27 protein-coding genes are annotated in these 24,550 nt (G+C 76.3%); 16 read left to right on the forward strand and 11 right to left on the reverse strand.

Going from position 1 to position 24,550, the window contains the following annotated elements:
• Positions 1 to 48: 48 nt before the first annotated feature.
• On the reverse strand, positions 49 to 384 hold the full coding sequence (locus tag NH342_RS08110) for a DUF6504 family protein (RefSeq protein WP_253013534.1): 336 nt from the start codon (positions 382 to 384) through the stop codon (positions 49 to 51).
• Positions 385 to 599: 215 nt separating this feature from the next.
• On the opposite strand from NH342_RS08110, the gene NH342_RS08115 reads away from it, so the two are divergent.
• Entirely contained in the window at positions 600 to 1,331 is a 732-nt protein-coding gene (locus tag NH342_RS08115; RefSeq protein WP_253013536.1) for a maleylpyruvate isomerase N-terminal domain-containing protein, read from the forward strand.
• 495 nt (positions 1,332 to 1,826) lie between these two features.
• Here the strand turns inward: NH342_RS08115 and NH342_RS08120 are convergent, their stop codons facing one another.
• Complete coding sequence (locus NH342_RS08120; protein WP_305884866.1) at positions 1,827 to 3,020, reverse strand: Fic family protein; 1,194 nt, start codon at positions 3,018 to 3,020, stop codon at positions 1,827 to 1,829.
• 80 nt (positions 3,021 to 3,100) lie between these two features.
• Between NH342_RS08120 and NH342_RS08125 the strand changes: the two genes are divergently transcribed.
• Genes NH342_RS08125 through NH342_RS08160 form a run of 8 tightly spaced genes read left to right on the forward strand, consistent with a single transcriptional unit; the run spans position 3,101 to position 8,970 of the window.
• Entirely contained in the window at positions 3,101 to 3,583 is a 483-nt protein-coding gene (locus NH342_RS08125; RefSeq protein ID WP_253013538.1) for a YbaK/EbsC family protein, read from the forward strand.
• A 56-nt stretch (positions 3,584 to 3,639) separates the two neighbouring features.
• A complete protein-coding gene (locus NH342_RS08130; protein WP_253013540.1) occupies positions 3,640 to 4,203 on the forward strand; it encodes a GNAT family N-acetyltransferase in 564 nt (187 codons plus the stop codon).
• Positions 4,203 to 5,804 carry an NAD(P)/FAD-dependent oxidoreductase gene (locus tag NH342_RS08135; RefSeq protein WP_253013542.1) on the forward strand — a complete coding sequence of 534 codons (1,602 nt, stop codon included), beginning with the start codon at positions 4,203 to 4,205 and terminating at the stop codon, positions 5,802 to 5,804. The genes NH342_RS08130 and NH342_RS08135 overlap by 1 nt, the downstream gene beginning before the upstream one ends.
• Positions 5,801 to 6,562 (forward strand): carotenoid biosynthesis protein, encoded by a 762-nt coding sequence (locus NH342_RS08140; protein ID WP_253013544.1) that lies wholly within the window; start codon positions 5,801 to 5,803, stop codon positions 6,560 to 6,562. Before NH342_RS08135 ends, NH342_RS08140 begins: the two co-directional genes overlap by 4 nt.
• Entirely contained in the window at positions 6,559 to 7,650 is a 1,092-nt protein-coding gene (locus NH342_RS08145) for a glycosyltransferase family 2 protein (RefSeq protein ID WP_253013546.1), read from the forward strand. The genes NH342_RS08140 and NH342_RS08145 overlap by 4 nt, the downstream gene beginning before the upstream one ends.
• Positions 7,647 to 8,294: a flavin reductase family protein gene (locus NH342_RS08150; RefSeq protein WP_253013548.1), complete on the forward strand. Its 648-nt coding sequence runs from the start codon at positions 7,647 to 7,649 to the stop codon at positions 8,292 to 8,294. The genes NH342_RS08145 and NH342_RS08150 overlap by 4 nt, the downstream gene beginning before the upstream one ends.
• 17 nt (positions 8,295 to 8,311) lie before the next feature.
• Positions 8,312 to 8,578, forward strand: a complete 267-nt coding sequence (locus NH342_RS08155) for a type II toxin-antitoxin system Phd/YefM family antitoxin (RefSeq protein ID WP_253013550.1) — start codon at positions 8,312 to 8,314, stop codon at positions 8,576 to 8,578.
• The gene (locus NH342_RS08160; protein WP_253013552.1) at positions 8,572 to 8,970 is read left to right on the forward strand and encodes a type II toxin-antitoxin system VapC family toxin; all 399 of its coding nucleotides are present in this window, start codon (positions 8,572 to 8,574) and stop codon (positions 8,968 to 8,970) included. Before NH342_RS08155 ends, NH342_RS08160 begins: the two co-directional genes overlap by 7 nt.
• A 6-nt stretch (positions 8,971 to 8,976) precedes the next feature.
• Here NH342_RS08160 and NH342_RS08165 read toward each other — a convergent pair whose 3' ends face one another.
• Both NH342_RS08165 and NH342_RS08170 read right to left on the reverse strand, forming a co-directional pair.
• Positions 8,977 to 9,942, reverse strand: coding sequence for a PfkB family carbohydrate kinase (locus NH342_RS08165; protein WP_253013554.1), 966 nt, complete (start codon positions 9,940 to 9,942; stop codon positions 8,977 to 8,979).
• 112 nt (positions 9,943 to 10,054) lie between these two features.
• The gene (locus NH342_RS08170; RefSeq protein ID WP_253013556.1) at positions 10,055 to 10,717 is read right to left on the reverse strand and encodes a CDP-alcohol phosphatidyltransferase family protein; all 663 of its coding nucleotides are present in this window, start codon (positions 10,715 to 10,717) and stop codon (positions 10,055 to 10,057) included.
• Positions 10,718 to 10,746: 29 nt separating this feature from the next.
• Between NH342_RS08170 and NH342_RS08175 the strand changes: the two genes are divergently transcribed.
• Complete coding sequence (locus NH342_RS08175; protein WP_253013558.1) at positions 10,747 to 11,553, forward strand: lipase; 807 nt, start codon at positions 10,747 to 10,749, stop codon at positions 11,551 to 11,553.
• Here NH342_RS08175 and NH342_RS08180 read toward each other — a convergent pair.
• The 5 genes from NH342_RS08180 to NH342_RS08200 all read right to left on the reverse strand — a co-directional run bounded on the left by NH342_RS08180 (position 11,550) and on the right by NH342_RS08200 (position 15,773).
• Entirely contained in the window at positions 11,550 to 12,335 is a 786-nt protein-coding gene (locus NH342_RS08180; protein WP_253013561.1) for a hypothetical protein, read from the reverse strand. The two genes, NH342_RS08175 and NH342_RS08180, sit on opposite strands and share 4 nt — an antisense overlap.
• A 90-nt stretch (positions 12,336 to 12,425) precedes the next feature.
• Positions 12,426 to 13,238, reverse strand: coding sequence for an ABC transporter permease (locus tag NH342_RS08185; protein WP_253013563.1), 813 nt, complete (start codon positions 13,236 to 13,238; stop codon positions 12,426 to 12,428).
• Complete coding sequence (locus NH342_RS08190) at positions 13,235 to 14,152, reverse strand: ABC transporter ATP-binding protein (protein WP_253013565.1); 918 nt, start codon at positions 14,150 to 14,152, stop codon at positions 13,235 to 13,237. The genes NH342_RS08185 and NH342_RS08190 overlap by 4 nt, the downstream gene beginning before the upstream one ends.
• On the reverse strand, positions 14,149 to 15,246 hold the full coding sequence (locus NH342_RS08195) for a transcriptional regulator (protein ID WP_253013567.1): 1,098 nt from the start codon (positions 15,244 to 15,246) through the stop codon (positions 14,149 to 14,151). The genes NH342_RS08190 and NH342_RS08195 overlap by 4 nt, the downstream gene beginning before the upstream one ends.
• A 50-nt stretch (positions 15,247 to 15,296) precedes the next feature.
• Positions 15,297 to 15,773 (reverse strand): heme-degrading domain-containing protein, encoded by a 477-nt coding sequence (locus tag NH342_RS08200; RefSeq protein WP_253013569.1) that lies wholly within the window; start codon positions 15,771 to 15,773, stop codon positions 15,297 to 15,299.
• A 52-nt stretch (positions 15,774 to 15,825) separates the two neighbouring features.
• Between NH342_RS08200 and NH342_RS08205 the strand changes: the two genes are divergently transcribed.
• Positions 15,826 to 16,461, forward strand: coding sequence for a hypothetical protein (locus NH342_RS08205; protein WP_253013571.1), 636 nt, complete (start codon positions 15,826 to 15,828; stop codon positions 16,459 to 16,461).
• Here the strand turns inward: NH342_RS08205 and metF are convergent.
• Positions 16,419 to 17,318 (reverse strand): methylenetetrahydrofolate reductase [NAD(P)H], encoded by a 900-nt coding sequence (gene metF, locus NH342_RS08210; protein ID WP_253013573.1) that lies wholly within the window; start codon positions 17,316 to 17,318, stop codon positions 16,419 to 16,421. The genes NH342_RS08205 and metF overlap by 43 nt on opposite strands.
• 101 nt (positions 17,319 to 17,419) lie before the next feature.
• On the opposite strand from metF, the gene NH342_RS08215 reads away from it, so the two are divergent.
• From NH342_RS08215 to NH342_RS08225, 3 genes are read left to right on the forward strand one after another with little or no spacing between them, the layout of a single operon-like run.
• A complete protein-coding gene (locus NH342_RS08215; RefSeq protein WP_253013575.1) occupies positions 17,420 to 18,553 on the forward strand; it encodes a polyprenyl synthetase family protein in 1,134 nt (377 codons plus the stop codon).
• Entirely contained in the window at positions 18,550 to 20,016 is a 1,467-nt protein-coding gene (gene crtI / locus NH342_RS08220) for a phytoene desaturase family protein (RefSeq protein WP_253013577.1), read from the forward strand. Before NH342_RS08215 ends, crtI begins: the two co-directional genes overlap by 4 nt.
• Positions 20,013 to 20,951 (forward strand): phytoene/squalene synthase family protein, encoded by a 939-nt coding sequence (locus NH342_RS08225; protein WP_253013579.1) that lies wholly within the window; start codon positions 20,013 to 20,015, stop codon positions 20,949 to 20,951. Before crtI ends, NH342_RS08225 begins: the two co-directional genes overlap by 4 nt.
• Before the next feature lie 24 nt (positions 20,952 to 20,975).
• On the opposite strand, the gene NH342_RS24145 is transcribed toward NH342_RS08225, so the two are convergent.
• Positions 20,976 to 21,299 (reverse strand): Rv2175c family DNA-binding protein, encoded by a 324-nt coding sequence (locus NH342_RS24145; protein WP_253013581.1) that lies wholly within the window; start codon positions 21,297 to 21,299, stop codon positions 20,976 to 20,978.
• A 22-nt stretch (positions 21,300 to 21,321) separates the two neighbouring features.
• Between NH342_RS24145 and NH342_RS08235 the strand changes: the two genes are divergently transcribed.
• Together NH342_RS08235 and pknB are read left to right on the forward strand one after the other, a co-directional pair.
• Complete coding sequence (locus tag NH342_RS08235) at positions 21,322 to 22,467, forward strand: alpha-hydroxy acid oxidase (protein WP_253013582.1); 1,146 nt, start codon at positions 21,322 to 21,324, stop codon at positions 22,465 to 22,467.
• 76 nt (positions 22,468 to 22,543) lie between these two features.
• Complete coding sequence (gene pknB / locus NH342_RS08240; RefSeq protein WP_253013584.1) at positions 22,544 to 24,517, forward strand: Stk1 family PASTA domain-containing Ser/Thr kinase; 1,974 nt, start codon at positions 22,544 to 22,546, stop codon at positions 24,515 to 24,517.
• Positions 24,518 to 24,550 lie beyond the last annotated feature (33 nt).

Below are 24,550 nucleotides of genomic sequence, written 5' to 3' on the forward strand. Positions count from 1 at the left end.
GCGGGGCGAGCTCGAGCTGGGCGGGCGAGAGCACCCGGACCGCGCCCATCAGTCGTGCACCCGCACGAGCGACCAGCGGTCGGCCGCCGGCTCCCAGCTCAGGTCGAACACCCCGGCGAAGCTGCTGCGCGACCGGCCGGTGCGCACCGCCTCGACCCGCCACACCTGCCGGCCCGGGCCCGCCGCCCCGACGTCCCGCCCGGCACCGATCCCGACCTGGTGGTCGACCTCGTCCTCGACCCGGTGCTCGACCCGGTGCTCGACCACCTGCCCGACGTCGTACCGGCCCCGACCGAGGCCCTCGCCCCGCCAGAACCGCAGCGGGCCCGCGGGCCCGCACTCCACCTGCACCCGCTCCCCCGCTCCCACCAGCACCTGGACCATCGCCGCCTCCCCCTCGCCCCGGGACCCCTCCCGTTTTTCGAACACACGTTCTAACACGTCCAGGACACCACGGACACCGGGACCCGTCAACCGGGACGTCGAACACGTGTTCGTCTGCATGCGCGGAGCACACCACGGACCACCGACAGTTCCGGACCACCCGGGTCCGGGGCCGCAGACCGTCGTCCGGCGGGCAGAGGCCCTACGGTGCCGCCGTGAGCATCGACGCCCTGCAGGTGCTGGACCGCGAGACCGCGGCCCTGGCGACCGCCCTCGTCGCGGCCCGCGACGGCGGCAGGCTCGACGCCCCCGTCCACGGTTGCCCCGACTGGTCGCTGGCCGACCTGGGCCGGCACACCGGCGGGGTGCACCGCTGGGCCGCCGCCGCCCTGGTCACCGACCGGCCACCGGCCGAGCCCACCGGCCCGGCGGAGGACGACCTCGTCCCCGGCTGGTACGCCGAGGGCGCGGCCGAGCTGCGCCGCGCCCTGGTGGCCACCCCGCCCGGCACGGCCTGCTGGACCTTCGACCGCGCCGACCGCACCGCGGGGTTCTGGCGCCGCCGCCAGGCCCACGAGGCTGCGCTGCACCGGTGGGACGCCGAGAGCGCACTGCACCCCCAGGGCACGGCCGGCCCCCGCATCGACAGCGCCACCGCGCTGGACGGCGTCGACGAGGTGCTCACCGTGTTCCTCCCCCGCCAGGTCCGGCTGGGCCGCTGCCCCGACGTCCCGGGGTGGGTCGGGGTGGTCCCCGACGAGGACGGCCGGTCCCGCGCGGTGAGCACCGCCGGACGGACCGGCGCACCGGTCGGGCAGGTCGCCGGGTCGGCCGAGGCGCTGCTCCTGCTGTTGTGGCGGCGGATCGCGCTCGACGACCACCGCCTGGTCGTCACCGGCGACGTCGGCGCCGTCCGCGCGCTGCTGGACCGGCCGCTGACTCCCTGACCGGGTCGGCGGGTGCGCTGGCCCTCGACCCCGGGACCAGCTGTCCTCCGGCAGGTCGGGGTCGGGCTCGACCGGGCCGGGCCCGGTGTCCTCGGGCTCCCGGGGCCACGGCTCGACCGCCCGCCGGGCGGCGGCGGCGAGGGGGTCGCGTCGAGCTCGGTGCGGGTCTCGGGGATCCCGAGCCCGGGCGCCAGGACGACGACCAGCAGGCCGGCCGCCGGAGACGTGCTCGGGCAGGTCCTCGGCCGCCGACCGCGTGGTGACGACCAGGTCGAGGGAGACGCCCGTCGAGCACACCTGCACCCCGGTCAGGGCGACCGCGACGCCGTCGGTGCGTGCGAGCAGCGCAGCGACCGGCACCCCGACGGGACCGCGTCGTCCGGGGCCCGCCACACCGGGCGCTGCCCGTCCGCGTCGGCACCGCCGACGCTCCGGGACCACGTGCGGCGCACCCTGCCCGTGGGCGCCGGGGGCGCCCACCCCGACCCGGGCCGCTCACCGGCGTCGACCCGCCCGGACGGCGAAGGCGTCGAGCGCGGCGAGGACATCCCCCGCCTGCCACATCCGGTTGCGGCGCCTGCCGGTGAACTCGGTGACCACCCCGGCCGCCTCCAGCGGCGCCAGGGCGCGCGGCACGTTCTGGGCGGGGACGCCCAGTTCGCGGACGACGACGCCGGCGTCGACCACGGGCTGGCGGACGAGCAGGTCGGCCAGCCGCCACGCCGCCGCGTCGGCCCGGGCCCGGACGGTGTCGGCCCACCCGGCCCGGATGTCCCGGAGCTCCTGCACGAGCTGTGCCGCGTGGGTGATCGCGGCCAGCGTGCCGCCGGTGAACGCCTCGACGACGGGCTCGAGCTCGCCGCGGCGGTAGGCGGTCAGCGCGTCGAAGTACCCCTCGACGTCGACCAGCAGCCCGGCCGACACCGGCACGGTGACCGCCCGGGTGACCCCGTGGTGGCGCAGGAGCGAGTGCACCAGCGCCCGACCCGTGCGGCCGTTGCCGTCCGGGAAGGGGTGGATGGTCTCGAACTGCGCATGCGTGACCGCCGCCAGCACCAGGGGCGCCACGTCCGTGCGGACGGCGAAGCGGACGAGGTCGGCCACCAGCCCCGGCACGTCGTCCGCGACCGGGGCCACGTACTCGGCCTCGTGGGGACCGTAGGACGTGCCCCCCACCCACACCTGCTCGTCCCGCCAGCGTCCGGCGATGGCCGGCTCGGTGTCCCCCAGCAGGGCCTCGTGCATCGCGAGCACGGCGCCGGGCGTCGGCTCGTCGGAGAGGTCGAGGGCCGCCTGCATCGCGGCGACGTTGCCCACCACCGCCTCGGCGTTGCGCGTGGACGGTGACCCGATCGCGGCGACGGCGATCGCCCGTGCCCCGGAGGTCAGCTGCTCGATGCGCGAGGAGGACGCCGACTCGGTGCGGAGCAGGACCGCGGCGAACGGGGCGACCTCCGCCCCCATCCGGGTGTCGAAGCGGGCGATCTCCGCGGCCGCGTCCTCCGCGGCGCGGAGCACGCCGGCCCCGACCACCGGGACCCGGTCGGCGATCGTCGGCACGACCGCTGCCCGGTACGGCCCGGCGTGCCGCAGCCGGACCGCGCGGGGTACGACGTCGTCGGGCAGCCCGGCACGCCACGGCAGCTCGCGGCTGCCGATGGCGGGCCAGCCCGCACCATCTGCGAACATGCGCTGATCTCATTCGCACTTGTGCCACACGTGCGAACAACGGCCGGCCGGGTTCGCACCCGGGTGCGACGATCGGGCGCGTGACGTCGACCGGGCACCCGATGGTGGCCCACGTGCAGCAGGTCCTGCGGGACGCCGGGGTGACCGGCGAGGTGGTGCACCTGGCCGGCAGCGCCCGCACCGCGCAGGAGGCCGCCGACGCCCTCGGCGTCGAGGTGGGCGCCATCGCCAGCAGCCTGGTGTTCGAGGTCGACGGCAACCCGGTGCTGGTGCTCACCAGCGGAGCGCACCGCGTGGACACCGCGAAGGTCGCGGGCCTGCTCGGCGTCCCCGAGCTGACCAAGGCGTCGGCGGCCTTCGTCCGCGAGCACACCGGGCAGGCCATCGGCGGGGTCGCCCCGGTCGGGCACCCCGAGCCGATCGGCACGCTGGTCGACATCACCCTCGCCCGCTTCCCGCAGGTGTGGGCCGCGGCCGGGCACCCGCACGCGGTCTTCCCCACCAGCTACGACGAGCTGCTGCGGATCACCGCCGGCACCGCGGCCGAGGTCGACGGCGACTGACCGCGCCGGGCACCCCGGCGCAGTGGGAGGATCGATCCCATGCCGGAGCCCGCAGCATGACCGCCCCGACCACCCGGGTGACCGAGCTGCCCACCACCTGGATGCGCGAGCACCTGCACGAGGCGCTGGCCATCTACGGGCGGGCGATGGGCTACGGCGACTCCGTCGTCGCCGGCCGGTACGGCTACGCGGTGCAGCACACCGAGCGGCAGGGGTTCCGCGCCGTCGGCGCCTTCGCCTCCGGGCCGGACGGCGAGCACCTGGTCGGGTTCGGCTACGGCTACCTCGTCGCGCCGGGCCAGTGGTGGCACGACCAGGTCCGGCACGCGCTGGACCGGCGGACCGCCAAGCGCTGGCTCCCCGGCGGCTTCGAGGTCTGCGAGCTGCACGTGGACCCCGACCACCAGAGCCAGGGCCTGGGCCGCCAGCTGCTGCACGCCCTGGTCCGCGACCTGCCCTACCCGGCGGCGCTGCTGTCCACCCCGGACGCGGACACCAAGGCCTTCCGGCTCTACCGCGCCGACGGCTTCGTCGACCTGGCCCGCAACCACCACTTCCCAGGGGACGCCCGGCCCTTCGCCATCCTCGGTGCCCGTCTCCCGCTCGGGACGCAGGCCTAGTGGCCGACGTCGTCGTCGTCGGCTCCGGGCACAACGGCCTGGTCGCCGCCTGCCACCTGGCCGTCGCGGGTCTGGACGTCGAGGTCGTGGAGGCCGACGACGTGCTGGGCGGCGCCGTCTCCACCGTCGAGCGCTGGCCCGGGGTGCGGGTCGACCGCGGTTCCAGCGCGCACGTCATCGTCCGGCACTCCGGTGTCGTCGAGGAGCTGGACCTCGCCGCGCACGGCCTGCGCTACGTCGACTGCGACCCGTGGGGTTTCGCCCCCGCCCCCGACCCGGGCAGCGACGGCCCGGACGGGCGGCCGCTGGTCTTCTCCGTCGACCTCGACGCCACCTGCGCCTCGATCGAGGCCGCCTGCGGGCCGGCCGACGCGGCCGCCTACCGCCGGTTCGTCGAGGTGTGGGGCCCGCGCAGCGAGCGGGTCGTGCGGGCCTTCGGCGACCGCCCCAGTCCCGGCCGGCTGGCCCGGCACCTGTGGCCGCTGGGGGCGCCGGCGAAGGGCCGGCCCCGGGTGTCCGGCGGCGACCTGGCCACCGAGTTCCTCGGCTCGGGCGACGCGCTGCTGGACCGCTGGTTCACCAGCGAGCGGCTCAAGGCGGCGCTGGCGTGGTTCGGCGCGCAGTCCGGACCCCCGATGTCCGAGCCCGGGACGGCGGCGATGGTCGGCTGGGCGGCGCTGCTGCACACCACCCCGCCCGGCCACCCGGTCGGTGGCTCGGGCGGGCTGACCGCGGCGCTGCGGCGCAAGCTCGAGGCGCACGGCGGCCGGGTCACCCTCGGCGACGGCGCCGCCTCCCTGCTGGTCGAGGACGGCCGGGTGGCCGGCGTCGTCACCGGGTCCGGGCGGCGGATCCCGGCGACCACGGTGGTGGCCGCCTGCCACGTGGGCGCCACCCGGGCCATCGCCGGCGAGCACGCCCCGCCCGCGCTGCGCGATGCCGACCCGCCGCTGGGCAACGGCTTCGGCCTGGTGCTGCGCTGCCTCACCGAGGCCCTGCCGACCTACCCCGGTGTCGACCCGGCCGACTCGTTGCAGGGACTGCAACTGCTCTGCACCGACCGCGCCGTGCTCGCCCGGGCGCACGGCGACTGGCTGGCCGGCGACCTGCCGCGCGAGCCGGTGCCGCTGGCGATGAGCTTCTCGGCCAGCGACGACACCCTGGCCCCGCCCGGCCAGCACGTGGTGACGATCTGGGGCCAGTGGTACCCCTACGAGCTGCGTGACGGCCGGCGGTGGGAGGACCTCGCCGAGGCCGAGGCGGCCCGGCTGGTCGCCGCCGTCGACCGGTTCGCCCCCGGTTTCGCCGACTCGGTGCAGCGGCTGTACGTCCAGACCCCCCTGCTGCTGGAGCAGGAGCTCCGGCTGCCACGGGGCAACGTCATGCACGTGGAGATGTCCCTGTCCTCGATGTTCGCCTTCCGGCCCACCCCGGCGCTGTCCGGCCACCGGGTGCCCGGCCTGCCCGGCCTCTACCTGGCCGGTGCCTCCACCCACCCCGGCGGCGGGGTCAGCGGCAACAGCGGCCGGACGGCGGCCCGGGTGGTGCTGGCCGACCGGGGTGGCCGGACGGCGGCGCTGCGCCGCCTGCTCCGGCGGTGACCAGGCTGCCGTGGGTGGTCACCGCGGCGCTGCTGGCCACCGCGATCGCCTACCCGCTCACCGCCGGCGACGGCCGGGACGCCGTCAGCTGGGCGATCGTGCTGCTGGGCTCCGCGCTGACCCTGGTGCACGCCGGGCTCTCCCGGGGGTGGCGCACCGGGCTGTCGGTCGCCGCGCTCGCCGTCGTCGTCTCCGTGCTCTTCGAGGCGGTGGGGCTGGCCACCGGGTTCCCCTACGGCAGCTACACCTACAGCGACGCGCTGGGCCCGACGCTGCTCGGCGTCCCGTTCCTGGTGCCGCTGGCCTGGCTGATGATGGTCTGGCCCAGCTGGCTGCTGGCCCGCCGGCTGGTCCCCGCGCACCGGGTCGGCCGGGTCGCCGTCGCGGCCTACGTCTTCGCCGCCTGGGACGTCGTGCTGGACCCGCAACTGGTCCAGGCCGGCTACTGGACCTGGGCGCACCCCACCCCGGGGCTGCCCGGCATCGACACCGTGCCGCTGACCAACCTGGGCGGCTGGCTGCTCGCCGGGCTGGTGCTGATGACGCTGCTGGACCTGCTGGTCGCCCACCGGCCCGCCGCGCTGCCCGACCACGCCCCGCTGGTGGCGCTGGCCTGGATGGTGCTGGGCGGCGCCCTGGCCCACGCCGGGTGGCTGGGCCTGCCCGGCTCTGCGGTGTGGGGCGTGCTGCTGAGCGTGCCGGTGCTGGCCGCCCTCGGTCTCCGCGGCCGACGCCGCCCGGCCGCGGCCCTCGGGTGACCCCCGGCCGGCGGGCGGTGCGGGCGCTCAGCGGCGTCTCCGTCGTCCTCGCCGCGCACGCCGCGCTCAACACCCGGCTGCTGCGCACGCCCCCCGCCGACCCGCCGGCCACCACCGCGCGGGTGCGGGTCGTCGTCCCCGCCCGCGACGAGGCGCACCAGCTCGGCGGCTGCCTGGACGCCCTCGCCGCGCAGACCGGCGTCCCGCGCCTGGAGGTGGTGGTGGTCGACGACGGCTCCACCGACGGCACCGCCGACGTCGCCGCCGCGCACGGCGCCCGGGTGCTCACCGCCACCCCGCCCGGCCGGGGATGGCTGGGCAAGCCGAACGCGTGCGCGCAGGGCGCCGCCGACGCGCGCGAGGTCGACGTGCTGGTGTTCCTCGACGCCGACGTCCGGTTGGCCCCCCGCGCGGTCGCCGCCGCGGTGGCGCTGCTGGAGGCGCACGACCTCGACCTGGTCTCGCCCTGGCCCCGGCAGCTCGCGCTGACCCCCGCCGAGCGGCTGGTGCAGCCGCTGCAGCAGTGGCTGTGGGCGACGACGCTGCCGCTGCGGCTGGCCGAGGGCCCCGGCCGGCCGTCGATGGCGGCGGCCAACGGGCAGTTCCTGGCGCTGCGCCGGGCGGGCTACGAGCGGGCCGGCGGGCACGGTGCGGTCCGGGGCGAGGTGCTGGAGGACATCGCGCTGCTGCGGGCGGTCAAGCGGACCGGGGGACGCGGCGTGGTCGCCGACGGGTCGCGCCTGGCGGCCACCCGGATGTACGCCGGCTGGGCCGAGCTGGCGGCCGGGTACGAGAAGTCGCTGTGGTCCGCGCTGGGCGGCTCGCCCGCCGGCAGCCTGGCCGCGGGCGCGCTGCTCTCCGCGGTGTGGGTGCTGCCCCCGCTGGCCGGCGGGCGGGCCGGGCTGGTGGGCTACGCGGCCGGGGTGGCCGGGCGGGCGGTCACCGCCGCGCGCACCGGCGGCCGGGTGTGGCCCGACGTCCTCACCCACCCCCTCGGCGTCCTGGCGCTGGACCTGCTGCTGGTGCGCTCGGTGCTCGGCCGCTCCCGCGGGACGCTGCGCTGGCGGGGCCGCACACTGACCGGGTGACCGCACACGAGCGCACCTCCTTCGACCCCGCCGAGATGGACCCCAAGGCCTTCTACCGGGTGCTCAACTCCGTCGTCGTCCCGCGGCCGATCGCCTGGGTCTGCACCCGCTCGGCCGACGGCGTGCACAACCTGGCCCCGCACTCGTTCTACACCGTGGCCTGCGTGGACCCGCCGGTCGTGCAGTTCACCAGCGTGGGCCGCAAGGACAGCCTGACCAACGTCGAGGCGACCGGCGAGTTCACCATCGGCGTGACGCCGGAGGAGCTGTTCGAGCAGGTCAACGCCACCAGCACCGACTTCCCGCCGGACCACGACGAGGCCGAGCACACCGGCGTCGTGCTGGAGGACAGCGACGTGGTCGGGGTCAAGCGGGTGGCCGACAGCCCGGTCACCCTGGAGTGCCGGCTGCACGGCACGCTGTCCCTGGGCGACTCCACCGTGGTGTTCGGCCGCGTGGTGCACGTCAGCGCGCACGCCGACGCGGTGCGCGACGGCCGGCCCCGCATCGACGCGCTGCGCCCGTTGGCCCGCCTGGGCGGCAACGAGTGGTCGACGATCGGCGAGCTGAAGGAGATCCGCCGCATCCCCTACCGCGAGTGGCAGGCCGACCCGTCGATCGGTCGGGCGCTGCGCGGCGAGTGAGTGCTACGGTGTGCTACATGCGCACCGTGACGCACCGCGAGATGCGGAACAACAGCGGGGAGATCCTGCGCGCCGTGGCTGCTGGCGAGACGATCCAGGTGACGAACAACGGCGTCGTCGCGGCTGTCATCTCCCCTCCCCCGGTCGACGTGCTGCGCGACCTCGAGGAGCGCGGCCAGCTCCGTCGGCCGACCGGTCGCATCACCGACCTCGAGTCGATCCCCCGACGCCGGTCCTCGCTCACCACCGCGGAGATCATCGCCGACACCCGCGGCCGATGGTGATCTCGTACCTGGACACCTCGGCGGCCATGAAGCTCCTGACCGAGGAGCCGGAGTCCTCCGCCCTCGCCGCCGAGGTCGTGCGACGCTCCTCCGACGGTCCGCTCGTCGCCTCCTGGCTCCTGCACACCGAGTTGCTCTGCGCGGCCCACCGCCGTCCCGACGACATCGGGCTCGATGACGTGCAGACGGTGCTCGCCAACGTGGCGCTCGCCGACCTCACCCGTGGCGACCTGCTGACCGCACCCACCCTGCCGGGGCGGCTGCGGTCCCAGGACGCCGTGCACCTCGCCGTCGCGCTGCGTCTGGGCACCACCCACCTGCTCACCTACGACCAGGAACTGGCTGCGGCCGCGGTCGCGGCCGGCCTGCAGGTCGTGAGCCCGGGCGCCTGAGGCGGGTCAGCCCGGCAGGTGCGGGGCCACCTCGTCGGCGGCGTCGGCACCGAAGGCCTGCGCGAACCGCTCGAGGAAGGAGTCCCGGGGCAGGTCGTACTCCTGGGTGCCGACCACCTCGACGGCGGCCGTGGCCACCGCCGAGCCGACCTGGGTGGCCCGCTCCAGGCCCAGCCCCCACTGTCGGGCGGCGACGAAGCCGGCGCGCAGCGCGTCGCCGCCGCCGGTGGGCTCGACCGGCTTGGTCTCGGGGACGGCGATGACCTCGATGGTCTCGGCGCCGGACTGCTCCACCCGGACGCCGTTGGCCGCGCGGGTGGTGACCCAGGTGCCGACCCGGTCCAGCACCTCCCCGTGCGCCCAGCCGGTCTTCTGCTTGAGCAGGGCGGCCTCGTACTCGTTGGTGAACAGCAGGTCCGCGCCGTCGACCAGGCTGCGGATCATCTCGCCGTCGGCCCAGGCCAGCTGCTGGGACGGGTCGGCCATGAACCGGTAGCCGCGGTCCCGGCACTCCTCGGTGTGCCGGACCATCGCGGTGGGGTCGTTCGGGCCGACGATGACCAGGTCCAGGGCGCCGACCCGGGCGGCGACGGGCGCCAGCTCGATCATCGAGGCCTCGGCCATCGCGCCGGAGTAGAACGAGGCGATCTGGTTGCCGCTGACGTCGGTGGTGCAGGTGAACCGGGCGGTGTGCTTGACCTCGGACCAGCGGACGCTCTTGGTGTCCACGCCGTGCCGCTGCAGCCAGGCGTCGTAGTCGTCGAAGTCGCTGCCCACCGAGCCGACCAGCACCGGGGACAGCCCCAGCAGGCCCATGCCGTAGGCCATGTTCGCCCCGGCCCCGCCGCGGTGCTGCACCAGGTCGTCGACGAGGAAGGACAGCGAGACGTTCTCCATCTGGCCCTCGACGAACTGCTCGCTGAACGAGCCGGGGAAGGTCATCAGGTGGTCGGTGGCGATCGAACCGGTCACGGCGACGGACACGGTGGCGCTCCAGGGGCTTGGCAGGCAGGACCCGGTGGGACGGGCACAGTGCGTTCGGCGTGCACGCCACCCGGGGTTCACCCGAGCGTAACGGCGCCGCTCAGCCCAGCGCCCGGCGGAGCTGCCGGGCCAGCTGGGCGCTGCCGACCAGCCCTAGGACGGCGCCGACCGCCGTCCCCACCACCACGACGGCCACCTCCAGGCCGAGGGAGGACACCACGCCGGCGCCCCCCAGGGTCATCCCGGTCATCGCCACCCGGGTGGGCCGCTCCCACACCGAGATGGCGCCGGTCTCGTCGACCCCGGCCTGCCCGGCCCGGGCCCGCAGGTAGTCCGGGAACCAGCACAGCGCCCCGTAGGACACCGCCAGCCACACCGGCGCCCCGGCCAGCCACAGCGCCAGCCCGTAGCCGACCTCGGTGAGCCGGTCGACGGCGGAGTCCAGCACGTAGCCGCGGCGGGTGGCCCGGCCGCCGGCGATGGCCAGCGCGCCGTCCAGGGAGTCCAGCAGCCCGGACAGCCCCACCAGCAGCCCGGCCGGGATCAGCCACCAGCCCCCGGCCGCGGCCGGCCCCACGGCGGCGACGGCGACCAGCAGGCCGATGGCGGTGACCACGCTGGGCGACAGCCCGGCCAGCGGGCGGGCGAGGGTGTGCGCGGCGGTCAGCCAGCCGCGCACGACGGGCGAGGCGCGGGGATCGGTGCCCCCGTGCCAGCGGGCCCAGGCGTCGAAGTACTCCTCCCGGGTCAGGTAGGGCGGCACACCCCCAGTCCACCAGGGACAGTGGAGACGTGCTCGCCGGCCTCTCCCCCGCCCGCCGCCGCCTGGTGCTCGGGCTGCTCGCCGCCCTGGTCGTGGGCGCGGTCGCGCTCACCGCGGCCCTGCTGGTGCCGCGGCTGACGACGGAGGCACCCGCGCCCGTCAGCCAGGCCGACCCCGGCCCGGTGCTGCTGGTCCCCGGGTACGGCGGGTCGACCACCGGGCTGCAGTCCCTCGCCGACGTGCTCACCGCGGCCGGGCGGGACGCCACCGTCGTCCCGGTGCCCGGCGACGGCACCGGCGACCTGGAGGCCTCGGCGCAGGTGCTGGGCCAGGCCGTGGACGCCGCGCTGGCCCGCACCGGCGCGTCGTCGGTGGACGTGGTGGGCTACTCCGCCGGCGGGGTCGTCGCGCGGCTGTGGGCCGCCGACGGCGGGGCCGGGCAGGCGCGCCGGGTGCTGACCCTGGGTTCCCCGCACCACGGCACGACGGTCGCCGACCTGGCCGGGTCGCTGGCCCCCGACCAGTGCCCCGTCGCCTGCCAGCAGCTGGAGACCGGCAGCGAGCTGCTGCGCCGGCTGAACGCCGGTGACGAGACGCCCACCGGGCCGACCTGGGTGTCGATCTGGACCGACGACGACACCACGGTCACCCCGCCGGACTCCGCCCGCCTGGACGGCGCGCTGAACCTGACGGTGCAGTCGGTGTGCGCCGACAGCACCGTGGGCCACGGCCAGCTGCCCACCGACCCGCTGGTCCAGGGCATGGTGCTGGCCGAGCTGGCGTCGGGGCAGCCGGTCGAGCTGGGCCCGGCCGACTGCGCCCGGCTGTCCCGCTAGGGCCGGCCCAGCGCCGTCCGGAGCCTCGCGATCGCGATCGGGCCGACGCCGTGCAGCGCCAGCAGGTCGGCCTCGGGGACGGCGGCGACCGCCTCCAGGGTGGTCAGCCCGGCGGCCCGCAGCGCCCGGGTGGCCGGTGCGCCCAGGCTGGGCAGCGGGGTCCCCGTCGGCGGCGGCACCCGCTGCGGCAGCGGCCGCCCTGCGGCCCGGTGCGCGGTGTCGACCACGGCCTCACCGCGCGGGGACAGGCGGTAGCCGATGTCCAGGGACTCGGTCAGCCCGAGCTCCTTGAGCTTGCGGACGTCGCGCTTGAACTCCGGCGTCGGCCGGCCCAGCTCCTCGGCCAGCTCCGGCGCCCGCCGCTCCGGGTGCGCGTCGACGATCGCCAGGGTGGCCGCCGTCCAGGGGCCGGTGGCCGAGGCGCGGTCCAGCCGGTCGAGGCGGGCCTGCAGCGCGGCGACCTCGTCGACGGTGGGCACGGTGCGGCGCAGCACCGCGCGGGGGTCCTCCCCGGCGAAGCGCAGCCCCACCCGGTGCACGGGGCGGTCGGCGTGGGCGATGAGCCCCCGCTGCAGGGCGGCCAGGTCGCGGGCGCCGGCGCGGCGGGCGTCGTCCTCGGTCAGGTCGGCGGGGTCCACGACGTCGACCGAGGTGACCTCCACCAGGCCGACCCGGGTGCGCATCCGGGTGCCGGGCAGCACCCGGGGCCGGTCCCAGCGCCGGAACGCCAGGTCCACCGTCCCGGCCACCACCGCCTCGAGCTCCGCCGGGCTGATCCGCATGCCAGGAGTTCACCATTCGAGCGGCAGTGCCGGCCACGTCCGGAGGCTCGCGGCGAGCCTGCGAGTCGTGAGGGGGACGTGGTCCTTCCCTCAGGACGTGACGTCCTTGGTGGTGAAGTTCGCCCACGCCGCACCCAGCAGGACGACGACGTACACCGCCTGCAGCCCCAGGCCGCGGCTGATGTTGCGCCACAGGATCGGGTCGCGGAAGAAGTCCACGAAGCTCAGCCAGTACCGGGTCGGCAGGTAGGGCGCGATGTCCGACGCCGCGTCCAGGGTGAACAGCAGCGAGGAGCCGATGAGCACCGCCAGCGCGCCGAGGGTGGCCAGCTGCGGGGAGTCGGTGAGGGTGGAGAAGAACAGCGCGAACGCCGCCACACCCAGCATCGAGACCGTGATGTAGCCGATCGACAGCAGCGTCCGGCCCGCCACCTGCTCGGGCGTCAGCGACGTCCCCGAGATGCCGGTCGTGGCGCCGAGGGACTGCACCTCGAACAGCGTCGTCCCCACCACGTAGCCGACCGCCGCCACGATCACGACGGTGACCAGCACGAACGCGATGATCGCGACCAGCTTGGCCACCAGCAGCCGGGTGCGCCCGGCCGGGCGGGCCAGCAGGTAGCGCAGCGTGCCGCCCTGCGCCTCGCCGGCCACGGCGTCCCCGGCGACGACCGCGACCGCGATCGGCAGGAACAGCGGCAGCACGATCGCCAGCGCGGCCAGCGGGAACAGCGTGCCGTTGGTGAGGACGGCGGACAGGAACGCCGGCCCCTCCCCCGGCCGCGGCGCCAGGTCGGTGACCTTGAGCAGCACGGCGACCAGGACCGGCAGCGCGTTCAGCAGCGCGATGGTGATCCAGGTGCGCGGCCGGCGGAACAGCTTGCGGAGCTCGACGCCGATCACGCGGCCACCCGGTCCCCGGAGCCGGCCGCCGCGGCGAGCACGACGTCCTCCAGCGTGGGCCGGTCCAGCGCCAGACCCGACACCGGCACCCCGGCCCCCACCAGGACCGCGTTGACCTCCGCAGGCTCGCCACCCCGCACCACCAGCCGGTCGCCGTCGGCCGAGAGCACCCGGTCGCCGAGCTCGCGGACCGCGTGGGCCGGGTCGGGGGTGCGCACCACGGTGGCGCCGGTGGGTGCGGTGAGGGTGGCCAGGTCGTCCTGCAGCACCATCCGGCCGCGGTCCAGCACGCCCACCCGGGTGGCCAGCTGCTCGATCTCGGCCAGCAGGTGGCTGGAGAGGAAGACCGTCGTCCCGGTGCGGTTGAGGTCGAGCAGCAGGGTGCGGATCTCGTGGATGCCCTGCGGGTCCAGGCCGTTGGTCGGCTCGTCCAGGACGAGCAGGTCGGGCCGGCGCAGCAGCGCCCCGGCCAGGCCCAGCCGCTGCCGCATCCCCAGGGAGAACCCGCGCACCTGCCGCTTGCCGACCCCGCCGAGGCCGACCTGGTCCAGCACGTCGGCGACCCGCTGCCTCCGGCCGCGACGGGCGCCACCGGGGCCGGCGGCGTCCATCAGCGACAGGTTGGCCGACGCCGACAGGTGCGGGTAGGCCGCCGGGCCCTCGATGAGCGCGCCGACCCGGGGCAGCACCTCGCGGCCGGCCTTGGGGATGGGCCGGCCGAGCACCTCCACGGTGCCGGCGGTGGGCAGCACCAGGCCCAGCAGCATCCGCACCGTGGTGGTCTTGCCCGACCCGTTCGCGCCGAGGAAGCCGTAGACGTCACCGGCCCGGACGTCGAGGTCGATGCCGTCGACCGCCCGCACCGCCCCGTAGGCCTTGCGCAACCCGTGGGTGGCGATGACGGTGGCGTTCAACGGGCTGCCTCCTGGATCTGGCGCGCGGCGGTGGCCAGCGCGTCGAGGGTGACCGTGCCGGCCAGCAGGTAGGTGCCCCTGCCGCCGTCCCGGGTGCTGGTGCCGGCGACCATCAGGGCGAGCGGACCGGCGGCGATGCGCACGCCGAGGTCGTCGACGACGGCCCCCGGCGTGGTGGCCAGCTGGTCGCGCAGCCCGGCGGCGGCGCGACCGGGCAGCGCGCTCACGGCGAGGACGGTGATGCCCGAGCCGTAGACGCCGATCTGCTCGGGCACGCCGTCGAAGCTGCGCCGGCCCAGGTCGGCCAGGGTGCCGGGCAGGTCGGCCCGCGCCTGCCGCCCCGGATCCAGGTCGGTGAGGTCCTGGTCGGAGCGGACGTCGGCACCGGGCGGCGGGCTGAAGTCCGTGGTCGCGGCGTCGGGGGTGGCCAGGGACAGGTCGAGGAACCGGGTGTCCAGGGCCGGGGTCGCGGTGTCCCCGCCCCGGACGACGACCCGCAGCGGCAGCCCGGTGCCGGGGTCCACCCACACGTCGACCGCGGACACGGACGCGGCGGCGTCGGACGGGGTGTACCGCAGCCCGAGCGCGTCGACGCCGGCCACCCGGGCGGGCGCGATCCGCGACAGCTCGTCGTCGGTGGCCTCGGAGAGCAGCCGGCGACCCAGCGCGCTGGGCAGCAGGTCGGGCGCCGTGGGCAGCGCCAGCGGGGGCAGCGTGCCGCGGCTGGCGGTCTGGTCGGCGTAGTCCCAGGTCCAGGTGCCGGTGGCGTCGCGGTGCGTGCCGGTCTCCCCGGTCGCGCTGACCACGTCGACCCGCCAGTCGTCTGCCCCGCGGTACCAGGCGCGCAGCGAGGTCTGGTCCGACAGCAGGTCGGCCACCCCGGTCAAGGCGTCGGACACCGGCAGGGTCAGGCCGCCGGTGGAGATGGCGTAGCCGGAGAACGCCACGTCACCGCTGGCGAGCACCTCGTCCCGCAGCTGCGCGGCGGACGCGTCGCCGTCCCGGGCCGGGAGCGCCTCGACCAGGGCGGGGAGGGCGACGAGGACGGCGAGGCCGAGGGCCACCACGGCCCAGCGCCAGCGTCGTCGGAGCACCGGCCCACCGTACGTGCGTGCAGGCCGGTGCTGCCGCTTTCAAGGAACCTTCACAGCTGGGCGAGGAACGCCTCCAGCGCCTCGACGGCCAGCGCGTGGTCCTCGGCCTGCGGCAGCCCGGACACGGTCAGGGTGCCGACGACGCCCACCCCGGCCACGGTGATCGGGAACGCGCCGCCGTGGCCGGCCATCCGGGTCGCGTCGATCCACGGCGCGTCCTCGAAGACCTCGCCGCGGGCCCGGGCCTGCAGCCCGGCGAGGAAGGACGAGCACCCCAGCTCCCGGACGGTGGCGACCTTGCGGGCGATCCACACGTCGTTGTGCGCGGCGGTGCCCTCGAGCGCGACGTGGAAGAGCTGCTGCTGGCCGCGGGTGATGTCGACCGTGACCGGGAGGCCGCGCCCGCGGGCCATCTCGACCAGCTGAGTGCCCAGCGCCCACGCGTCGTCGTGGGTGAAGGAGGGCAGCACCAGCCGCCGCTCCTGCTCCTGCACCCGGGCGATGAGGGCCTGCACGTCGTGGGTCACCCCCGGATGGTCGCAGAGCGGAGGCACAGGGGCGGCCCTACTGTCCCGGTGCATGGCGCCCCCCGTGTCCGACGCCGTCGTGGTCGACGTCCTCCGCCGGGTCGACCGGCTGTGGGCCCCCGTGGTCGCCCGGCTGGACCGCCCGCCCACGATGCCCGCGGCCCAGCGGGCGGACTGGTGGGCGGGGACGGTGGCCCGGGTGGTCGCCGTGGGGTCGGCCGCGCCACGGTTCGCCGGCAAGCTGGCCGACCTGCTCCCGCTGCAGAACGGCATCGGCGCGGGCATGCAGGTCCTGGTGGTGCTGGGCGTGGCCGCCGGGCACGACGTCGACGACCCGGCCGAGCGGGTCGCCCTGCTGGCCCGGGTGCTGCTGGACCGGCCGTTGACGCCCGAGCAGGTCACCCCGCTGCTCGACCGGCAGAAGGGCGCCTACGCCGACGAGGTGCTGGGCGAGAAGGACCGGCGCCGGGGTGCGGCCGGGGCCGCCCGCACGCTGTGGCGGGTGGCCCGCACGCTGGGCCGCGTCGACGACGCCCTGGACGCCCGGCCGAAGGGGAGGCTCGGGGCGCGGGCGCTGTCGAACCTGCCGGTGGTGGGCGTGCTGGGCGGCTACCGGGCCGAGCGGGTGGCGCTGCGCCGCGCCGCTCAGGAGGCCGACGCGGTGCTGACCGGGGCCAGCCGCTCGTAGACCTCGCGGGTCGCCGTGGAGCGGTTCATGGTGATGAAGTGGATGCCGGGCACGCCCTCGGCCAGCAGCTGCTCGCACATCCGGGTGGCCACGTCCACTCCCAGTGCCCGCTGCTCCTCGGCGGGGGCGTCGGCGGCGGCCTCGAACCGCTCGGCCAGCTCGGCCGGGAACGCCTGGCCGGACAGCGACACGATGCGAGCGATCTGCTTCGGGCTGGTCACCGGCATGACGCCGGCCAGCAGCGGGACGTCGCAGCCGCGCGCGGCCACCCGGTCGCGCAGCCGGAGGTAGTCCTCGACCCGGAAGAACATCTGGGTGATCGCGAAGTCGGCACCCGCCCGGCACTTGGCCACGAACATGTCGGCGTCGGTCTCGGGGTCCGGGGAGCGCGGGTGGGTCTCGGGGAAGGCGGCCACGCCCACGCAGAACTCGCCCATCCCACGGACCAGCTCGACCAGCTCGGCGGCGTAGGACAGCCCGTCGGGGTGCGCGGTCCAGTCGGCCTGCGGGTCGGCACCCGGGGGGTCGCCGCGCAGCGCCATGATGTTGGTGACCCCCGCGGCGGCCAACCGGGCGACCACGTTGCGCAGCTCGGCCACGGAGTGGTCGACCGCGGTCAGGTGGGCCAGCGGCAGCATCGTGGTGTCGGTGGCGATCCGCTCCGTGACGGCGAGGGTGCCCTCGCGGGTCGACCCACCGGCGCCGTAGGTCACCGACACGAAGGACGGCGCCAGCCGCTCCAGCTCGCGCAGCGCGGTCCACAGCTGGGCCTCGCCGGCCGAGCTCTTCGGCGGGAAGAACTCGAAGGACCAGGTCGGCAGGCCCTGGTCCAGCAGCTCGCGCACGGTGCCGGTCACGCCCGTAGACGGTACGGAACCTGCACGCCGTCCCGGGTGCGACGTGCACCACCCGGCGATCTTGCCGTGCCCGCGCGTCGGGGGGCGGTCATACTCGGGAGGTGACCGCCGGCACCCGATCGACCCACCCCATCAGCGCAAACAGCGCTGACCAGGCGGTTCTCCCCGATGTGGCCGATCTCGGGCGGCTCCGCGAGGCGGTCAGCAAGGCCCTGGACACCTTCCTGGCCGAGAAGCGCGGCGTGCTCGCCGGGATGGACGACGAGCTGGTCCCGGTCGTCGACGAGGTCGCCGCGGTGGCCGAGGGCGGCAAACGGCTGCGCCCGGCCTTCGCCTACTGGGGCTGGCGCGCGGTGGCCACCGCGCACGCCGAGGACGAGGCCGCCGTGCTGCGCGCCGTCGCCGCCCTGGAGTTCGTGCACGGCTCCGCCCTGGTCCACGACGACGTCATGGACGCCGCCGCCACCCGCCGTGGCCGCCCGGCCACCCACGTCGGCTTCGCCGGCCGGCACGGCGACCGCGGCCTCACCGGTGACGCCGCCCTGTTCGGCACCGGCTCGGCCATCCTCGTCGGCGACCTGGCCCTGGTCTGGTCGGACGAGCTGCTGCGCCGCTCGGGCATCTCCGCCGACGCCCTCGGCCGCGCCCGCCCCGTCTGGGACACCATGCGCACCGAGGTCACCGCCGGGCAGTACCTGGACCTGCTGCGCGCCGCCGGTGGCCTGCCCGGCCCCGAGGGCGCGCTGAAGGTCGCCCGGTACAAGAGCGCCGGGTACACCGTGCAGCGCCCGCTGCACCTGGGCGCGGCCATCGCCGACGCCGGCCCCGAGGTGACCGAGGCCTACACCGGCATCGCGCTCCCCCTGGGCGAGGCCTTCCAGCTGCGCGACGACGTCCTCGGGGTGTTCGGCGACCCGGCCGTGACCGGCAAGTCCGCGGACGAGGACCTGCGCGAGGGCAAGCAGACCCTGCTGGTCGCCCTCGCCGAGCAGGCCACCGACGACGCCGGTCGCGCCCTGCTGCACGACGTGCTCGGCGACCCCGGCTCCACCACCGACCAGCTCGACGCCGTCCGCGACCTCATGCGCAGCACCGGCGCCCTCCAGCAGGTCGAGGACCGCATCAGCACCCAGACCACCGCCGCCCGCGAGGCGATCGCCGACGCCCCGGTCACCGGTGAGGCCCGCACGGCGCTGGACGCGCTGGCCGTCGCCGCCACCACCCGCACGACGTGAGGACCGTCCCCGGACCCACCGACCGGGTCGTGGTGGTCGGCGCCGGCCTGGCCGGGCTGTCGGCCGCGCTGCGGCTGCGCGGCGCCGGCCGCGAGGTCACCGTCGTCGAGCGCGGCCCCGACCCGGGTGGGCGCGCCGGCCGGGTCGAGCGGCAGGGCTACGCGCTGGACACCGGGCCGTCGGTGCTCACCGCCCCCGGCCTGGTCCGCGACGCGCTGGCCTGCGTCGGGGAGACGCTGGAGGACCGCCTCGAGCTGCTGCCGCTGGAGACCACCTACCGCGCGCAGTACACCGACGGCTCCACCATCGACGTGCACGCCGACCCGGCCGCCTTCGCCGCCGAGGCCGAGGCCGTCTGCGGCCCCGGCGCCGGCGCCGAGGTCACCCGCTACCTGGCGCACCTGCGCGAGCTGGACGCCCTGCAGTGGGACGTGTTCATCGACCGCAACCTCGACAGCCCGCTGGACCTGCTGGGCCCGGCGCTGCCCAAGCTCGTCCGGATGGGCGGGTTCGGCCGGCTCGCCCCGCACGTCGACCGGTACTTCACCGACGAGCGGCTGCGCCGGCTGTTCAGCTTCCAGGCCCTCTACGCCGGGGTCTCCCCGTTCCGGGCCATCGCCGCCTACGCGGTGATCGCCGAGCTGGACATCGGCAAGGGCGTCTGGCACCCGGTCGGCGGCATCCACGCCGTCCCCGCCGCGCTGGCCGCCGCCGCCGCGGACGCCGGGGTGGTGTTCCGCTACGACACCGCGGTCACCTCGCTGGACCTGCGCGGCGGGCGGGCGCACGGCGTACGGCTGGCCGACGGCGAGCTGCTGCCGGCCGACGCCGTCGTCGTCACCGCCGACCAGGCCGAGCTGCTGGTGCCGCTGCGCCGACGCCGCAAGCCCACCTGGTCCCCCAGCTGCGTGGCCATCCACGTCGGCGTGCGCGACGAGATGGCCGGGCAGGCGCACCACACCATCACCTTCGGCGCGGCCTGGGAGCAGGTCTTCGAGGAGCTGACCGTCACCGGCCGGCCGATGAGCGACCCCAGCCTGCTGGTCTCCATGCCCAGCCGCACCGACCGCACGCTGGCCCCCGAGGGCGGGCAGGTGCTCAGCATCGTCGCGCCCACCCCGAACCTGGACCTGGCGCCGGGCATCGACTGGCCGGCGCTGGCCCCGCGCTACCGCGACGAGGTGCTGCAGACCATGGAGAAGCGCGGCTGGACCGGTCTCACCGGCGCCATCGAGGTCGAGGAGATGATCACCCCGGCCGACTGGGCCGCCCAGGGCATGGCCGCGGGCACCCCGTTCGCCCTCGCCCACACCTTCGCCCAGACCGGCCCGTTCCGGCCCTCGACCTACCCCCGCGGCGGCCCCGAGAACGTGGTGCTGGCCGGGTCCAGCGTGCAGCCCGGGGTCGGCGTCCCCATGGTGCTGGTCAGCGGCCGGCTCGCCGCGCAGCGGATCACCGGGTGAGCGGCACGAACCCGCAGCTGGCGGCCGCGTACGCCCGGTGCCGGGCGATCGCGGCCGAGCACGGCAAGTCCTACTTCCTGGCCACCCGGCTGCTCACCCCCGACCGCCGGCAGGCCGTCCACGCCCTGTACGCCGCCGCGCGGGTGGCCGACGACATCGTCGACGTCGGCGCCGACGAGCCCGGCCGCGACCCCGAGGCCGAGCTGCTGGCCTGGTCCGAGGACGCGCTGGAGGCGGTGGAGACCGGGCACTCCGACGACCCGGTGCGCCTCGCGCTGGCCGACACGGTGCGCCGCTACGACATCCCGCGCGAGCACCTGGTCGACTTCCTCGCCGCGATGACCAGCGACCTCGACGTCACCGGCTACCCCGACCTCGCCGCCCTCGACCGGTACATGTGGGGTTCGGCGTCGGTCATCGGGCTGCAGGTGCTCCCGGTCCTGGGCACGGCGCCGGGGGTCGCCCGCGAGGAGGCCGCCCCGCACGCGATCGCGCTGGGCGAGGCGTTCCAGCTGACCAACTTCCTGCGCGACGTCGCCGAGGACGTCGACCGCGGCCGGGTCTACCTGCCGGCGGACATGATGGCTGCGCACGGCGTCACCCGCGAGCAGCTGGCCGCCCGGCAGCACACCCCCGGTTTCACCGCCCTGATGCGCGAGATGGTCGACGTCGTCCGCCGCCGCTACGACGACGCCGCCCCCGGCACCCCGATGCTCGCGCCCGAGTCGCGGGACTGCGTGCGCGCGGCGACCGACCTCTACGGCGGCATCCTGCGCGAGATCGAGAAGGTCGACTACCGGGTGCTCGACGGGCGGGTGTCGGTGTCCGGGCCGCGCCGCCTGGCGGTGTTCGCCCACCGGTTGACCGCCGCCCAGCTGGCCAGGGTCAGGGTCCGGGCCGCCCGGACGAGGAGCAGGTCGACCACCGGCGCGTGACCGCCCGGACGGCTCGGAACGCCCTCAGAAGGCGAGTGCCTGCGCCCGGCGGGTGACCTCGGTGTGCCGGTCGTCCCGCAGGGCCTGGATCGGCGTCCCCGGCAGGGACTCGTCCTCCCGGAACAGCCAGTCGAACGCCTCCTGGTCGGAGAACCCGCCGTCGTGCAGCAGCGTGAGCAGGCCGGGCAGGTGGCGCAGCACCTCGCCGTCCTGGATGACGTCGACCGGGATCTTGCTGCGCCCGCTGCCCGGCAGGGCGAGGAGCTTGCCGTCGTTGACCAGCTGCCGCACGCGGTTGGGCGAGACACCGATGAGCTTCGCGACGTCCTGGGGGGTGTAGAACTCCACGCGATCAGTTTAGGTCGGGGGCATGACCGGTCAGACCCAGCGCCGCCGTGCCCCGGGCGAGGTCGCCCGCCCCGCCGACCCCACCGCGCCGCCGCCGTTCCTGGACCTCGACGACCTCGAGCAGCGCGCCCGGGGCCTGCTGGACCCGGCGGTGTTCGACTACTACGCCGGCGGCGCGGGCACCGAGACCTCGCTGGCCGAGGCCCCGGTGGCCTGGCGGACGTGGCGGCTGCGGCCCCGGGTGCTGCGCGGGGTGACCGCGACGACGGCGACCACGCTGCTGGGCAGCCCGGTGGCCACCCCGGTCGGGGTCGCGCCCTGGGCCTACCAGGGCATGGCCCACCCGGACGGCGAGCTGGCCACCGCCCGGGGTGCGGCGACCGCGGGCGCGCTGATGTGCGTGTCCACCAGCGCCACGCACACCGTCGAGGAGGTCGTCGCCGCGGGCGCGGGCTCGCCGGCGTGGTTCCAGCTCTACGCCCAGCACTCCCCCGCGCACACCGACGACCTGGCCCGCCGGGCCGGGGACGCCGGCTACCGGGCCCTGGTGCTCACCGTCGACCTGCCGGTGCTGGGCCGCCGGCACCGCGACCTGCGCAACGACTTCGCGCTGCCCGCCGGGCTGCGGATGGCCAACCACCCCGCCCCCGACGACCGGCCCCCGCTGGCCGCGAACGAGAGCCCCGGCTGGGTGCTGGCCGACATCGCCCGGTTCGCCGAGCTCAGCGGCCTGCCGGTCGTGGTCAAGGGCGTGCTGCGCGGGGACGACGCCGTGGCGTGCGTGCAGGCCGGCGCCTCGGCGGTCTGGGTGTCGGCGCACGGCGGCCGGCAGGTCGACCTGGTGGTGCCCAGCGCGCACGCCCTGCCCGAGGTCGTCGACGCCGTCCGCGGCGAGACCGCCCCCGACGGCTCCGACGTCGAGGTCTACGCCGACGGCGGAGTGCGCACCGGCTCCGACGCGCTCGTCGCGCTGGCCCTGGGCGCCCGCGCGGTCTTCCTCGGCCGGCCCACCACCTGGGGGCTGACCTGCGGCGGGGCCGAGGGGGTGGCCGCCGTCCTGACCGGGCTGACCGGGGAGCTGGCCCACACCATGGTGCTGTGCGGGGTCGCCTCCCCGGACGGGGCCACCCCGGACCTGGTCACCCGGTACGGCTGGACGACGCGGTGACGCCGACGACGACGGTGACGAGCACCCCCCGCGTCGCTGACCTCGGGTGCTGGCCCGCGCTCGTAGACTCGCCGCCGTGGACACCGCCGTGACCGACCCCGTGCTGGGGCTGGTCCTGGAGGGGCGCTACCGCCTCGAGGAGCGCATCGCGCGCGGTGGCATGTCCACCGTCTACGCCGCCACCGACCTCCGGCTGCACCGGCAGGTCGGGGTCAAGATCATGGTCGAGCACCTGGCCCGCGACCCGGCGTTCGTCGACCGGTTCATCCGCGAGGCCCGCGCGGCGGCGATGCTCAGCCACCCGAACGTGGTCGGGGTCAGCGACCAGGGCAGCGACCAGGGCCTGGTCTACCTGGTCATGGAGCTCGTCCGCGGCCGGACGCTGCGCGACCTGCTGCAGGCCCGGGGCCGGCTCACCGTCGGCGAGGCGTTCGCCGTCATGGAGCCCGTGCTCGCCGGGCTCACGGCCGCGCACCGCGCCGGCATCGTGCACCGCGACGTCAAGCCCGAGAACGTGCTCATCTCCAGCACCGGCCAGGTGAAGGTGGCCGACTTCGGGCTGGCCCGCGCGGTGGCCGGCACCGGGCACACCAGCCACACCGGCGGCGTCCTCATCGGCACCGTCGCCTACCTGTCCCCCGAGCAGCTCGAGCGCGGCCGCTCCGACGCCCGCTCCGACGTCTACGCCGCGGGCGTGGTGCTCTACGAGCTGCTCACCGGCCACCCGCCCTACGCCGGGGACACCCCGCTGGCCGTGGCCTACCAGCACGTGCACCACGACGTGCCACCGCCGTCGCAGGAGACGCCGTCGGTGCCCTGGCAGGTCGACGAGCTGGTTGCCCGCACGACCCGTCGCGACCCCGGCGCCCGGCCGCTGGACGCCGGCGCCTTCCTGGCCGAGATCGAGGACATCTCGCGCGACCTGGGGCTGGGCCGCACCCCGGTGCCCACCGGTCGGGCCAGCACCCAGACCACCACGATCCGGCCGGTGAACCGGCCCTCGGCCGCACGGCCCGGGGAGGACCCGCGCACCGAGGTCATCTCGCCGCACCGCCCCGGTGGCCGCACCGCCATGGTGCCGCTGCCGCCCACCGGCGCCGTCGCCGGCCGCCGTCCGCCCCACACCACCACCCCCCGGCCGCTGCCCCGGGTGGGGGTCCCCGACCACATCCGGCGGCGCCGGGTGCGGCTGGCGGTCGCCGTCGTCCTGCTGATGGCGGTGACCATCGGCGCGGTGGGCTGGTGGCTGGGCTCGGGCCGGTGGACCGACGTCCCCCAGGTCTCCGGGCAGGGCCAGCAGCAGGCGATCGGGTTCCTGCAGGAGGCCGGGCTGGACCCGGTGGTGAGCGAGGTGTTCAGCGAGGACGTGCCGGCCGGCACCGTCATCTCCGCCGACCCCGCCGACGGCGCGCGGATCATCATCGGCAGCGACGTCGCGCTGACGGTGTCCAAGGGGCCCGAGCGGTTCACCGTGGACGGCACCCTGCTGGGCCAGCCGGCCGACGACGTGCAGACCGCCATCGAGGCCCTGGGCGGGGACCTGCAGGTCGCCCGCACGTCCGGGCGCAGCGACGACGTCGCCGCGGGCTCGGTGATGGCCATCGACCCGGCCCCGGGCACCGAGCTGCGCCGTGGGCAGACGGTGACCATCCAGGTCTCCGACGGCGCGGCGACCGTCGCCGTCCCCGACCTGGCCGGCACCGACCCCGACGACGCGCAGACCACGCTGGAGGGCCTGGGCTTCGACGTCACCCGGGACCAGGGCCGCAGCGACGACGTCTCCACCGGTCAGGTCATCTCGACCTCCCCGGACGGCACCCAGCCCTACGGCGCGACGATCACGCTGACGGTCTCGGTGGGGCCCGTGCAGGTCACGGTGCCCAACGTCGTGGGCCAGTCCAAGGACGACGCCGTGGCCGCGCTGGAGGCCGCGGGGCTGGAGGTCTCGGTCACCCAGTTCTTCGGCGACACCGTGCTGCGCCAGACCCCGGGCGCCGGCGAGGTCGTCGACCCGGGCACCTCGGTGACCATCCTGGTGACCTTCGGCTGATCGCGACGGGGCGGCACGGCTCGCCCCCGCCCC

Origin of the sequence: Klenkia sp. PcliD-1-E, from assembly GCF_024124375.1 — a bacterium.
Classification (GTDB): Bacteria; Actinomycetota; Actinomycetes; order Mycobacteriales; family Geodermatophilaceae; genus Klenkia.

What these genes read in the sequence shown, in the direction of transcription:
- NH342_RS08110 (WP_253013534.1), bottom strand. Translation starts at nt 384, where the DNA reads ATGGTCCAGGTGCTGGTGGGAGCGGGGGAGCGGGTGCAGGTGGAGTGC.
- NH342_RS08120 (WP_305884866.1), bottom strand. Translation starts at nt 3,020, where the DNA reads ATGTTCGCAGATGGTGCGGGCTGGCCCGCCATCGGCAGCCGCGAGCTG.
- NH342_RS08130 (WP_253013540.1), top strand. Translation starts at nt 3,640, where the DNA reads ATGACCGCCCCGACCACCCGGGTGACCGAGCTGCCCACCACCTGGATG.
- NH342_RS08155 (WP_253013550.1), top strand. Translation starts at nt 8,312, where the DNA reads ATGCGCACCGTGACGCACCGCGAGATGCGGAACAACAGCGGGGAGATC.
- NH342_RS08160 (WP_253013552.1), top strand. Translation starts at nt 8,572, where the DNA reads ATGGTGATCTCGTACCTGGACACCTCGGCGGCCATGAAGCTCCTGACC.
- NH342_RS08180 (WP_253013561.1), bottom strand. Translation starts at nt 12,335, where the DNA reads ATGCGGATCAGCCCGGCGGAGCTCGAGGCGGTGGTGGCCGGGACGGTG.
- NH342_RS08205 (WP_253013571.1), top strand. Translation starts at nt 15,826, where the DNA reads ATGGCGCCCCCCGTGTCCGACGCCGTCGTGGTCGACGTCCTCCGCCGG.
- NH342_RS08235 (WP_253013582.1), top strand. Translation starts at nt 21,322, where the DNA reads ATGACCGGTCAGACCCAGCGCCGCCGTGCCCCGGGCGAGGTCGCCCGC.